Annotated in this window: 10 protein-coding genes; 6 read left to right on the forward strand and 4 right to left on the reverse strand. The window is 69.4% G+C overall.

All coding sequences use genetic code 11. From position 1 onward, the window contains the following. Window positions 1-13: 13 nt before the first annotated feature. Window positions 14-556 carry a diheme cytochrome c gene (locus PHR85_RS01125; protein WP_300049422.1) on the reverse strand — a complete coding sequence of 181 codons (543 nt, stop codon included), beginning with the start codon at window positions 554-556 and terminating at the stop codon, window positions 14-16. Between the two features lie 19 nt (window positions 557-575). Continuing rightward, the gene (locus PHR85_RS01130) at window positions 576-989 is read right to left on the reverse strand and encodes a DUF1924 domain-containing protein (protein ID WP_300049424.1); all 414 of its coding nucleotides are present in this window, start codon (window positions 987-989) and stop codon (window positions 576-578) included. Between the two features lie 147 nt (window positions 990-1,136). Between PHR85_RS01130 and PHR85_RS01135 the strand changes: the two genes are divergently transcribed. The 6 genes from PHR85_RS01135 to mpl all read left to right on the forward strand — a co-directional run bounded on the left by PHR85_RS01135 (window position 1,137) and on the right by mpl (window position 9,363). Next, entirely contained in the window at window positions 1,137-1,445 is a 309-nt protein-coding gene (locus tag PHR85_RS01135) for a PepSY domain-containing protein (RefSeq protein ID WP_300049426.1), read from the forward strand. Then, window positions 1,445-2,116 (forward strand): response regulator transcription factor, encoded by a 672-nt coding sequence (locus tag PHR85_RS01140; RefSeq protein WP_300049428.1) that lies wholly within the window; start codon window positions 1,445-1,447, stop codon window positions 2,114-2,116. Before PHR85_RS01135 ends, PHR85_RS01140 begins: the two co-directional genes overlap by 1 nt. 4 nt (window positions 2,117-2,120) lie before the next feature. Further along, window positions 2,121-3,560, forward strand: coding sequence for an ATP-binding protein (locus tag PHR85_RS01145; protein WP_300049430.1), 1,440 nt, complete (start codon window positions 2,121-2,123; stop codon window positions 3,558-3,560). 103 nt (window positions 3,561-3,663) lie between these two features. Beyond that, complete coding sequence (locus PHR85_RS01150) at window positions 3,664-4,851, forward strand: efflux RND transporter periplasmic adaptor subunit (protein ID WP_300049432.1); 1,188 nt, start codon at window positions 3,664-3,666, stop codon at window positions 4,849-4,851. Then, complete coding sequence (locus PHR85_RS01155; protein ID WP_300049434.1) at window positions 4,848-7,931, forward strand: efflux RND transporter permease subunit; 3,084 nt, start codon at window positions 4,848-4,850, stop codon at window positions 7,929-7,931. The genes PHR85_RS01150 and PHR85_RS01155 overlap by 4 nt, the downstream gene beginning before the upstream one ends. A 10-nt stretch (window positions 7,932-7,941) precedes the next feature. Continuing rightward, entirely contained in the window at window positions 7,942-9,363 is a 1,422-nt protein-coding gene (mpl, locus tag PHR85_RS01160; RefSeq protein WP_300049436.1) for a UDP-N-acetylmuramate:L-alanyl-gamma-D-glutamyl-meso-diaminopimelate ligase, read from the forward strand. Between the two features lie 3 nt (window positions 9,364-9,366). Here the strand turns inward: mpl and PHR85_RS01165 are convergent, their stop codons facing one another. Then, window positions 9,367-10,488, reverse strand: a complete 1,122-nt coding sequence (locus PHR85_RS01165; protein ID WP_300049437.1) for a 3-deoxy-7-phosphoheptulonate synthase — start codon at window positions 10,486-10,488, stop codon at window positions 9,367-9,369. A 211-nt stretch (window positions 10,489-10,699) separates the two neighbouring features. Beyond that, complete coding sequence (gene tldD, locus PHR85_RS01170) at window positions 10,700-12,160, reverse strand: metalloprotease TldD (protein WP_300049439.1); 1,461 nt, start codon at window positions 12,158-12,160, stop codon at window positions 10,700-10,702. Window positions 12,161-12,164 lie beyond the last annotated feature (4 nt).

Raw genomic sequence — 12,164 nt, forward strand, 5'->3', positions numbered from 1 at the left:
CCTTGAGCCGGCTTCAGTCCTGGAAGGCGCGGCGATAGCGGGCATCCAGCCCGGCCGGGAAACGCAGTTCGTCTTCGTCGAAGCGGCCTTGCTCGGCTCGGGTGTGGCAGGCCGCGCAGTTGGCCGCGCTCTTGACGCTGGCCTGGCGCCAGACGGTGGCATCCAGCTCCCGGTGCTTGCGCTGGAACCAGGCCGAGCGCGTGATGCGGTCCTCCGGCGGTGCCTCCTGCACCCGCTTGTAGGTCCCGGCATTGGCCTGCAGCCACTGGCTGATCTGCTGCACGGCGGCCGGGTCCAGCGAGGCGTCGGTGCCGTAATGCCGGTCGAGCCCGCCCATGAGGTGGTTCCAGGACCGCGCGGGCAGCAGGCCGGGCGGATAGGCCAGGTGGCAGGCGGCGCATTCCTGCTGGTAGGCGGGCAGCATCGACCGGGGTTGCAGCGGCTGGCTGTCGGCCATGGCCGCCGGGGCCGTCAGGCAAGCGGCCAGGGGCAGCAGGACGGCGGGCAAGACAGCGGCCCAGCCGGAGATTCTTTTGGCAAAACGGGGGAGCGACATGGGGTTTCCTCCTGGCGGATCAGGGCTTGAGGCTGCCGATATAGGCCAGCACATCGGCCTTCTCGGCCGCGCTGCACTCGCGGCTCAGCACGTCCTTGCAGTTGCGCCGGAACCATTTGTCGACCTTGGCCGCCTCGGTGAAGGCCTTGGGATTGAAGGCCGGCGCCAGCGGAGCGATGCCCTTGCCGGTGCTGGCATGCTTGCCCGGCCCGGTCGGTGGCATGCCGTGGCAGCTGGAGCAGGACCACTCCGAGCCGTGACGGGCATCGAAGAAGCGCTTGCCGCGTGCCGCGTCGGCCGGCGCCCCGGCGGCGGCGCTCCAGCGGTTGAGCTGTTCGCCCAGGCTGGTGTCGGCAGCCTGGGCGCCGGTCCAGACCAGCCCCAGGGTCAGGACCAGACAAAGTGGCAGGCGGGTAAAAGTGAAGCGTTGCATGAGGGTGGTCTCCCTGGCTTGGGTTGGATGGGTTGGATCGGTTGCTGGCCATGTTGCGCCAGCCCCGCTTGACCCAAGCTGAACCCCGCGTTCATCCGGGGTTCAGACTGGCGCCTCCACAATCCGCCACACCATGAGGAAGATCCGATGCGCAACACCTTGAGCCTGCTCGCCCTGGCCCTGAGCGCGACATTGATGCCGCTGCACGCCAGCGCCGACAGCGACCAGGACCGTGCCCGCAGCGCGCTGCTCGCCGGTGAAATCCTGCCCCTGCCTGCGATACTGGAGCGGGTGGCGAAAGAGCATCCGGGCAACGTGCTGGAAGTGGAACTCGACCGCGAAGGCGAACGCTGGATCTACGAACTCAAGATCCTGCAAGGCGGCGGCGGCCTGCTCAAGCTCAAGGTCGATGCCAGGGACGCCCAGATCATCAAACGACGGGAACACAGACGCTGATGCGCATCCTTCTGGTGGAAGACGAGACGACGCTGGCGGCTCAATTGCAGCGGGTACTGACCGAGGCCGGCTATTCGGTCGACCATGCCGACAACGGCCGCGAGGCCTGGTTCATGGGCGGCGTGCAGCCCTACGACGCCATCGTGCTGGACCTGGGCCTGCCAGTGCTCGACGGGCTGAGCGTGCTCAGGCGCTGGCGCAGCGAGGACGTGACGGCGCCGGTGCTGATCCTGACCGCGCGCGACCAGTGGCACGAGAAGGTGGCCGGCATCGACGCCGGCGCCGACGATTACCTGACCAAGCCCTTCCATGCCGAGGAGCTGCTGGCCCGCCTGCGCGCGCTGATACGCCGCGCCAGCGGCTTGGCGTCCGCCCTGCTGCAATGCGGGCCACTGACGCTCGATACCCGAAGCACCCGGGTGACGCTGGACGGCCAGCCGGTGAGCCTGACCGCGCACGAGTTCAGGTTGCTGTCCTACCTCATGCACCACCCCAATGAAGTGGTGTCGCGCAGCGCGCTCGCCGAGCACCTGTATGCCCAGGACGCCGAGCGGGACTCCAACACCATCGAGGTCTTCGTGGCCCGGCTGCGCAAGAAGCTGCCGCCGGAGCTGATCGAGACGGTGCGCGGCCTCGGCTACCGGCTCAACCTGCCCGGCGCCAAGGGCTGATCGCATGCAGGCCTGGCCGCGTTCGCTGCGCTGGCGCCTGCTGGGCGTGACGGCGCTGACCCTGGTCGTCGCGCTGGCGGGTGCGGGCTGGTCGCTGGCCAGGCTGTTCCAGGAGCATGCGGCGGCGCAGTTCGAGGCGCAGCTGCAGGTGCAGCTCGACCAGCTGACCGCCCTGTTCGAACTCGACCCGCGGCAGGCGCCGAGCCTGAAATCGCCGCCCAGCGACCCGCGCTGGCACAAGCCCTACTCCGGCCTGTACTGGCAGATCGAGCGCCTCGATCCCCCGTCACGCGCGGCCGGACCCGCGCGCGCGGCAGTGCTGCGCTCACGCTCGCTGTGGGACCATCAGCTGGCGGTGCCCGACGACGGCCTGGCCCGCGACGAAATCCACCGCCACCAGATCGCCGGCCCGGACGGCCAGTCGCTGCGGGTGCTCGAACGCCGGGTGCAGTTCATCGCGCCACCGACGGAGGAGCGCGGCGACTCACCGGCGGATCCGGCCAACCCCGCGCCGTCCTGGCGGCTGCTGGTCGCGGCCGACGATGCGGCGCTGGCGGCCGCCGTGGCCCGGTTCACGGGCTTGCTGGCGCTGTTCCTGGCCATCCTGGGGGCCGCCCTGCTGGCGGCGGCCTGGGTACAGGTTCACCTGGGCCTGAAGCCGCTGCGCAGCCTGCAAGCGGCCGTGCAGGCGGTGCGCGGCGGCAGCGCGCCGCGACTGAACGGCCGCTTTCCGACCGAGGTCGAGCCCCTGGTGCAGGATTTCAACCGGGTGCTGGACCAGCACCAGCAGGTGGTCGAGCGCGCGCGCCATCTGGCTGGCAACCTGGCGCACGCGATCAAGACGCCGCTGGCGGTGATGGGCAACCTCGCCAACGACAGCGGAATCGAGCGGCCGGCGCTGGCGCGACAGCTGCGCGAGCAGGTGGCCCAGGTGCGCGAGCAGGTCGACTGGCACCTGAGCCGGGCGCGCCGCTCCAGCTCCGGCCTGCCCGGGCAGGCCACCGAGGTGGGTCCCGTGATCGAGGGACTGGTGCGGGTGATGCGCAAGGTATACGCCTATCGGGAGGACAAGCCCGACCTGGTGGTGGAAACCGGCCTGATCGACCCGACGCTGCGCTTCGCGGGCGAAGCGCAGGACCTGCAGGAGCTGGTGGGCAACCTGCTGGACAACGGCTGCAAGTGGGCCAGTCGCCGCGTCAGGGTGCAGGCCGGACTGGTCGGGGCCGAATTGCACATCACGATCGATGACGACGGACCGGGCCTGAGCCCCGAGCAGCGCCGGGCGGTCTTCGAGCGGGGCGTGCGCGCCGACGAACGCACGCCAGGCTCGGGCCTGGGGCTGGCGATCGCCAGGGAAACCGCCGCGCTGTACGGCGGACAGGTCAGCCTGGAGCCGTCGAAGCTCGGCGGGCTGCGGGCGGAGTTGCGGCTGCCGGCGCTTTAGCCGGACTGGGCGACGCGGCGTTGACGCTGCGGTGATCAGGGTGCGCCGGATCTGAAACCGGCAAGCTCCGATAATGCCCGATTGCCATGCACGCACCAAGAGAATGAAAAAGCTATCGACCTCGTTCGCCACTGCAGCCCTTGCCGTCGCCTGCGCGCTGGCGCTGAACGCCTGTGGGGACAAAGGCCCGGCCGCATCGGGCGCCGGCGAGGCGGCACCGGCCGCCAAACCCGCCGCTCCAGCGGTGCCGGTCAGCACGGTGACGGCGGTCAGGCGCAAGCTGGAGCTATCGATCTCGGCCACGGGCAGCGCGACCCCGGTTTCGGCGGTCGATGTCAAGCCCCAGCTCAGCGGCGTGATCCGCCGGGTGCATGTCAGCGAGGGCCAGCAGGTGCGCGCCGGCGATCTGCTGTTCACGCTCGACACGCGCAGCGACGAGGCCAATGTCGCCAAGCTGCGCGCGCAGATCGCCAAGGACCAGGTGCTGCTGGCCGACGCCCAGCGCCAGCTGGCCCGCTCGCGTGATCTGCTGGCGAAGAACTTCATCTCGCAAGGCGCGCTGGACACCAGCCAGACCGCCGTCGACTCGCAGCAGGCCAACCTGCTGGCCGACCAGGCCAGCCTGGCCGCCGCGCAGGTGCCGCTGTCCCATGGCCAGATCCGCGCGGCCAGCGCCGGCCGCGTCGGCCTGGTCCCCGTGTTCGCGGGCAGCTCGGTGCAGGCCAACGTCACGACGCTGGCGACCATCACGCGGATCGACCCGATCGACATCGCCTTCAGCCTGCCGCAGTCGGCGCTGCCAGACCTGCTGGCGCTGCTCAAGTCCGGCCAGGCCCGGGTCGAGGCCAGGCTGCCAGAGCAGGCCCAGGCGCTTGAGGGCCGGCTGCAATTCGTCGACAGCGTGGTCGACGCGGCCTCCGGCACGGTCAAGGCCAAGGCGCGCTTCGACAACCGCGAGCAAAAACTCTGGCCTGGCGCCTTCGTCAAGGTCTCGCTGCAGACCCGCCAGCTTGAGGATGCGGTCGTGGTGCCGTTGCAGGCCGTGATCCAGAGCGCGCGCGGCCCCGTCGTGTATGTCGCGCAGGACGGCAAGGCGGTGCAAAAGCCGGTCAAGCTGCTCGCGACGCAGGGCGACGATGCCGCCGTTTCGGGCGTGGACGAGGGCGACCAGGTCGTCGTCGACGGACGCCAGAACCTGCGCCCGGACGTGCCGATTTCCGAGCGCAAGTCGGCAGGCGACAAGACTGGCCAGGGCGACAAGGCAGCAAAGACCGACAAGGCCGCGCCATGAACCTGTCCGAACTCTTCATCCGCCGCCCGGTCATGACGGTGCTGCTGAACCTGGCCATCGTGCTGGCCGGGGTCATCGGCTACCGCTCGATCCCGGTCGCGGCGCTGCCCAGCTACGACACGCCGGTGATCAACGTCTCGGCCTCGCTGCCGGGCGCCAGTCCAGAGACCATGGCCTCCTCGGTCGCGCTGCCGCTGGAAAAGCAGTTCCAGACCATCCCGGGCCTGGCGCAGATCAGCTCGACCAGCACCTTGGGCAATACCTCGCTGACGCTGGAATTCGTCGAGGGCCGCGCCATCGACGGCGCCGCGCTCGATGTGCAGGCCGCGCTGCTGCGCGCGCAGCGCTCGCTGCCGCAGGACATGACCAGCCAGCCGGCCTACCGCAAGGTCAACCCGGCCGACGCGCCGGTGCTGCTGGTCGCGTTGACCTCGCCCTCGCTGGCGCCGGCCGAGCTGCACGACTACGCCGAGCACCTGATCTCGCCCACGCTCTCGACCCTGGACGGGGTGGCGCAGGTCAACATCTACGGCGCCAAGCGCTACGCGGTGCGGGTGCGCGTGCGACCCGACGCGCTCGCCGCGCGCAACATCGGCCTCGACGAGGTCGCCAGCGCGCTGCGCGCGGCCAACGTCAACACCCCGGTCGGCACGCTCGAAGGCCAGCGCCAGACGCTCACGCTGCAGGCCAACCGGCAGCTCGGCAACGCGGCCGAGTTCGCCGATCTGATCGTGCTCAACCGCCCGGGCGGTCCGGTGCGTCTGCGCGATGTCGCCACCGTCGAGGACAGCGTCGAAACCCTCAAGTCCTACGGCAACCTGGACGGCGAACCGTCCATCACGCTGGCCATCCAGCGCCAGCCCGGCGCCAACACGGTGCGGGTGGTGGACTCGGTCAAGGAGGCGCTGCAGAAGATCCGCGCCCAACTGCCGGAGTCGGTCCGCATGACCCAGGTCAACGACCGCTCGGTCTCGGTGCGCGAGGCCCTGCACGATGTCTCGCTGACGCTGATCGGCACCATCGCGCTGGTGGTGCTGGTGATCTTCCTGTTCCTGCGCCACGCGGTCGCGACGCTGATCCCGGCGCTGTCGCTGCCGGTCTCGCTGGTCGGCGCGGTGGCCCTGCTCTGGGGCCTGAACTACAGCCTCGACAACATCTCGCTGCTCGGCCTGACGCTGGCGGTGGGCCTGGTGGTGGACGACGCGATCGTGATGTTGGAGAACATCATGCGCCATGTCGAGGCTGGCGAGAGCCCGTTCCATGCGGCGCTGCGCGGCTCGCGCGAGGTCGGCTTCACGATCATCTCGATCTCGACCTCGCTGGTCGCGGTGTTCATCCCGATCTTCTTCATGCCGGGGGTGATCGGCCTGCTGTTCCACGAGTTCGCGGTCGTGGTCGGGCTGGCCATCCTGGTGTCGGCCTTCGTCTCGCTGACGCTGGTGCCGATGCTGGCCAGCCGCTTCCTGCACGCTGAAGTGCACGACAAGCCGCCGGGCGCGCTGGTGCGGGCCTTCGAGCGCGGCTTCGACGCCACGCTGCGCGGCTACACCCGCACCCTGGATCTGGCGCTGCGCCGACGCAACAGCATGCTGCTGCTGGCGCTCGCGACCTTCGCGGCCACGGCCTGGCTGTTCGTCATCATCCCCAAGGGCTTCTTCCCCGAGGAGGACATCGGCCAGATCAGCGTCAGCACCGAGGCGGCCGAGGACGTGTCCTTCCCCGAGATGGTGCGGCTGCAGGACAGCGCCGCCGCCATCATGCGCGCCGACCCCAACATCCTGCGGGTCAGCTCGTTCAACGGCGGCAGCGGCTCGCAAAACAGCGGCCGCATGTTCATCACGCTCAAGGAGCGCGGCGAACGGCTGCCGGCCAAGCAGGTGATCGAGGGGCTGCGCAAGCAGCTGCGCGCCGTGCCGGGCCTGCGCGTCTTCATGCGCCCGGTGCAGAACCTGCAGCTGGGCGGACGCTCCAGCAAGGCGCAGTACCAGTACATCCTGCAAAGCCTCAAGGCCGATGAGCTCAACAGCTGGGCGCAGCAGCTGCAGCAGAAGCTGCGCCCCGACCCGCTGTTCCGTGACGTCACCAGCGACTCGCAGCTGCGCGGGCTGCAGGCCCAGCTCAAGATCGACCGCGAACGGGCCAACACGCTCGGGGTCTCGATCGACGCGATCCGCAACGCGCTCTACAGCGCCTTCGGCGAGCGCCAGGTCTCGACCCTCTACCTGCCGACCGACAGCTACCAGGTCATCATGGAGGTCGCGCCCGAGGCCAAGCAGGACGAGAGCGCCTTCGGCGCCATCTACGTGCGCGCCAGCACCGGCACCCTGGTGCCGCTGTCGGCCTTCGCGAGCGTGGAGCGCGGCGTCGGCCCGACCGCGATCAACCATGTCGGCCAGCTGCAGGCGATCACGGTGTCGTTCAACCTGGCGCCTGGCGTGGCGCTGGGCGACGCGACGGCCCGCATCGATGCGCTGCGCAGCGAGATCGGCATGCCGAGCTCCATCATCACCCGCTATGGTGGCGACGCGGCGGTGTTCCAGAGCTCGCAGGGCAGCCAGACGGTGCTGATCCTGGCCGCGCTGCTGGTGATCTACGTGCTGCTGGGCGTGCTCTACGAGAGCTATATCCACCCGATCACGATCCTGGCCGGCCTGCCCTCGGCGGCGGTCGGCGCGCTCGCGACGCTGCTGCTGTTCAAGCAGGACCTGACGCTGATCGCGACCATCGGCATCCTGCTGCTGATCGGCATCGTCAAGAAGAACGCGATCATGATGATCGACTTCGCGCTCGACGCGCAGCGCCACCACGGCATGACGCCGGCGCAGGCGATCCGCGAAGCCTGCGTGCTGCGCTTCCGACCCATCATGATGACGACGCTGGCCGCGCTGATGGGCGCGCTGCCGCTGGCGCTGGGCCTGGGCGCCGGCGCCGAGCTGCGCCAGCCGCTGGGACTGGCGGTGGTCGGCGGACTGGTGTTCTCGCAGGCGGTCACGCTCTACATCACCCCGGTGATCTACCTGGCGCTGGACCGCTGGGCCGGCGGCGGGCCGGACACCACGGCCGAGGCATCGCACGTCTGATAATCTCCCCATGCACATACACATTCTCGGAATCTGCGGCACCTTCATGGGAGGACTCGCCGCGCTGGCGCGCGAGGCGGGCCACCAGGTCACCGGCTGCGATGCCGGCGTCTACCCGCCGATGAGCGACCAGCTGCGCGCGCTCGGCATCGAGCTGATCGAGGGCTTCGGCGCCGAGCAGATGGCACTCAAGCCCGATGTCTTCGTGGTCGGCAACGTGGTCTCGCGCGCGCGCCTGCCCGATGGATCGCCGAAATTCCCGCTGATGGAAGCGATACTCGACGCTGGCGCCCGCTACACCAGCGGCCCGCAATGGCTGGCCGAACATATCCTGCGGGGCCGCCATGTGCTGGCGGTCGCCGGCACCCACGGCAAGACCACCACCACCTCGATGCTGGCCTGGATCCTGGAGCATGCCGGACTGCAGCCGGGCTTCCTGGTCGGAGGCGTGCCGCTGAACTTCGGCGTCTCGGCGCGGCTGGGCAGCGGCAAAGCCTTCGTGATCGAGGCCGACGAATACGACACCGCCTTCTTCGACAAGCGCAGCAAGTTCGTGCATTACCGCCCGCACACGGCCGTGCTCAACAACCTCGAATTCGACCACGCCGACATCTTCGACGACCTGGCCGCGATCGAGCGCCAGTTCCACCACCTGCTGCGCACCGTGCCCTCGACCGGGCGCGTCGTGGTCAACGGGGTCGAGGAAAGCCTGGCGCGCGTGATCAACCAAGGCTGCTGGAGCGAGCAGCGCAGCTTCGGCGCGCTGGTCAGCGACTTCACCGCCGAGGGCGATGCCAGCGACTTCGCCGTGCTGTTCCAGGGCCGCGCGGTCGCGCGCGTGCAATGGGGCTTGAGCGGGCAGCACAACCAGCTCAACGCGCTGGCCGCGATCGCCGCCGCCGAGCACCTGGGCGTGACGCCAGCGCAAGCCGCCGCCGGCCTGTCGGAATTCCAGAACGTCAAGCGCCGCATGGAAACGCGCGGCAAGGTTGCGCTGGGCGGCCCGGACGGCCAGAACAGCGATATGGTCACGGTCTATGACGACTTCGCGCACCACCCGACCGCCATCCGTACCACGGTCGACGGCCTGCGGCGCCAGCTCGACAGGGCTGGCAAGCAGGAGCAGCGCATCCTGGCCATCTTCGAGCCGCGCAGCAACACCATGAAGCTCGGCACCATGAAGGCCCAGCTGCCCTGGAGCCTGGAAGGGGCCGACCTGGCCTTCTGCCACGGCGGCGGGCTGGGCTGGGATGCCGAGGCCGCGCTGGCACCGATGGGCGAGCGGGCGCAGGTCGCGGGCGATATCGACCGCCTGATCCAGCAGGTGATGGCCGCCGTGCTGCCGGGCGACCAGCTGCTGTGCATGAGCAATGGCGGCTTCGGCGGCATCCACGGCAAGCTGCTCGACGCGCTGGCGGCCAAGGCCGCCTGAGGCTCAGCCCCGACGCGCCTGGACCGCGTCGCTCAGCGCCTGCATGACCCGGACCGAGCTGGCCCAGTCGATGCAGGCGTCGGTGATGCTCTTGCCGTATTCCAGACTGGACACCTGGTCCTTGCCCGGGGTGAACTTCTGCGCGCCGCCCAAGATGTGGCTCTCGACCATGACGCCGAATACCTGGCGCGAACCGGTGCGGATCTGGGCCGCGATGTCCTCGGCGACGACGATCTGGCGCTCGTGCTGCTTGCTGCTGTTGCCGTGGCTGCAGTCGACCATCAGCGTCGCCGGCAGGCCGGCGGCCGCGAGCTCCTGGCAAGCCGCCGCGACATTGGCCGCGTCGTAGTTGGGCGTCTTGCCGCCGCGCAGGATCACATGGCAGTCCGGGTTGCCCTTGGTGTGCACGATCGCGACCTGGCCGTTCTTGTGCACCGACAGGAAATGGTGGCCACGGCTGGCGGACTGGATCGCGTCGGTCGCGATCTTGATGTTGCCATCGGTGCCGTTCTTGAAGCCGATCGGCGCCGAGATGCCCGAGGCCAGCTCGCGGTGCACCTGGCTCTCGGTGGTGCGCGCTCCGATCGCGCCCCAGCTGATCAGGTCGCCGATGTACTGCGGGCTGATGGTGTCGAGGAACTCGCTGGCCGCCGGCAGGCCCAGGCGGTTGATGTCGATCAGCAGCTGGCGCGCGATGCGCAGGCCCTCGTCGATCTTGTAGCTCTCGTCCATGTAGGGGTCGTTGATCAGGCCCTTCCAGCCCACGGTGGTGCGCGGCTTCTCGAAGTAGACCCGCATCACGATCTCCAGCGTGTCGGCGAACTGCTCGCGCAGCGGCTGCAGGCGGCGCGCGTAGTCCAGCGCGGCTTCCGGGTCATGGATCGAGCAGGGGCCGATCACGACCAGCAGCCGGTCATCCTTGCCCTGGATGATGTCGTGGATGCCACGGCGGGTGTCGGCGATCAGCTTCTCGGTCTTGCTGCCCGCGATCGGGAAGAAGCGGATCAGGTCCTCGGGCGGCGGCAGGACGGTGATGTCCTGGATATGCTGGTCGTCGGTGCGGCTGGTGCGGTCGGCCGGGTGGGCGGCCCAGACATCGGTGGCTTGGGCGTGGGGCTTGCTCATCGCGTGAACTCCTGGAAGGTGAGGGATGCGGGTGTGACAGGGCAAAAAAAAACCGCCGGGGCTTCCGACGGTCTCTTGTGAGGGGCTAGGCGCTTGGGGCCGTGCTCAACTCTCTCTGCCGTCGGTGACGCTTGAGACAAAGAAGCAGGCAAAGTAAAAGCGGCTGGCCTTCATGCGAATCAATATAGCACAGGAAACCGGGAATCCCGGCTCAGGCGGTGCCGCCGACGGTCAGACCCTCGATGCGCAGCGTGGGCTGGCCGACGCCGACCGGCACGCTCTGGCCGTCCTTGCCGCAGCTGCCAATGCCGCTGTCGAGCGCGAGGTCGTTGCCGATCAAGGTGATCTTCTTGAGCGCCTCCGGGCCGCTGCCGACGATGGTCGCGCCCTTGACCGGGTAGAGGAGCTGGCCGTTCTCGACCCACCAGGCCTGGTTGGCGCTGAAGACGAACTTGCCGCTGGTGATGTCGACCTGGCCGCCGCCGAAGTTGGTCGCGTACAGGCCCTTCTTGATGCTGGCGATGATCTCCCGCGGGTCCTTGTCGCCGCCCAGCATGTAGGTGTTGGTCATGCGCGGCATCGGCAGGTGGGCATAGCTCTCGCGCCGGCCGTTGCCGGTCGGCGCCACGCCCATCAGGCGCGCGTTCAGGCTGTCCTGGATATAGCCCTTCAGGATGCCGTCCTCGATCAGCACGTTCCTCTGGCTGGCGCAACCCTCGTCGTCGACGTTGAGCGAGCCACGGCGGTCGGCGATGGTGCCGTCGTCGAGCACCGTCACGCCCTTGGCCGCGACGCGCTGGCCGATGCGCCCGCTGAAGGCGCTGGACCCCTTGCGGTTGAAGTCGCCTTCCAGGCCATGACCAACCGCCTCATGGAACAGCACGCCGGGCCAGCCCGGACCCAGCACCACGGTCATCTGGCCGGCCGGCGCCGGGCGCGACTCCAGATTGGTCAGCGCGGCCTGCACCGCCTCGTCCACGTACTGCTGCACCAGCGCGTCATCGAAGCGGTCGAGGCCGAAGCGCCCGCCACCGCCCGAACCGCCCGCCTCGCGCCGGCCGCCCTGCTCGGCGATCACCGACACCGACAGCCGCGCCAGCGGGCGCACGTCGGCCGCCAGCGTGCCATCGGCGCGCGCCACCAGCACCACGTCGTACTCGCTGGCCAGCCCGGCCATCACCTGCACCACGCGCGGGTCCTTGGCCTTGGCCAGGCGCTCGACCTTCTCCAGCAGCGCGACCTTCTCGGTGCTGTCGAGCGTGGCGATCGGGTCCATGCCGGCGTACAGGCTGCGCGACCTGGCGACCTTGCGCGCGCCGACCTTGGCCTTCAGGCTCTGGCCCTGGGCGCCGATCGCGCGCACGCTGTGGGCGGCGTCGAGCAGCGCGCTCCAGCTCAGGTCGTCGGAATAGGCGAAGGCGGTCTTCTCGCCGCTGACGGCGCGCACGCCCACGCCCTGGTCGATGCTGAAGCTGCCGGTCTTGACGATGCCCTCCTCCAGGCTCCAGCCCTCGGCGCGGGTGTACTGAAAGTAGAGGTCGGCGTCATCGACGCCGGGCACGAGGATCTCGCCCAGCGCGCGCTTGAGGTGCTTCTCGTCGAGGCCATAGGGCGAAAGCAGCAGGTCTTGGGCAACGGCCAGACGGGCCAGGGTAGGTTCACGGGCGATCATGCCC

Source organism: Malikia sp. (assembly GCF_028687635.1).
Classification (GTDB): Bacteria; Pseudomonadota; Gammaproteobacteria; order Burkholderiales; family Burkholderiaceae_C; genus Malikia.

Coding starts and splice junctions, on each gene's coding strand:
- PHR85_RS01140 (WP_300049428.1), top strand. CDS start 1,445: ATGCGCATCCTTCTGGTGGAAGACGAGACGACGCTGGCGGCTCAATTG.
- PHR85_RS01145 (WP_300049430.1), top strand. CDS start 2,121: ATGCAGGCCTGGCCGCGTTCGCTGCGCTGGCGCCTGCTGGGCGTGACG.
- PHR85_RS01125 (WP_300049422.1), bottom strand. CDS start 556: ATGTCGCTCCCCCGTTTTGCCAAAAGAATCTCCGGCTGGGCCGCTGTC.
- PHR85_RS01155 (WP_300049434.1), top strand. CDS start 4,848: ATGAACCTGTCCGAACTCTTCATCCGCCGCCCGGTCATGACGGTGCTG.
- PHR85_RS01150 (WP_300049432.1), top strand. CDS start 3,664: ATGAAAAAGCTATCGACCTCGTTCGCCACTGCAGCCCTTGCCGTCGCC.
- tldD (WP_300049439.1), bottom strand. CDS start 12,160: ATGATCGCCCGTGAACCTACCCTGGCCCGTCTGGCCGTTGCCCAAGAC.
- PHR85_RS01130 (WP_300049424.1), bottom strand. CDS start 989: ATGCAACGCTTCACTTTTACCCGCCTGCCACTTTGTCTGGTCCTGACC.
- mpl (WP_300049436.1), top strand. CDS start 7,942: ATGCACATACACATTCTCGGAATCTGCGGCACCTTCATGGGAGGACTC.
- PHR85_RS01165 (WP_300049437.1), bottom strand. CDS start 10,488: ATGAGCAAGCCCCACGCCCAAGCCACCGATGTCTGGGCCGCCCACCCG.
- PHR85_RS01135 (WP_300049426.1), top strand. CDS start 1,137: ATGCGCAACACCTTGAGCCTGCTCGCCCTGGCCCTGAGCGCGACATTG.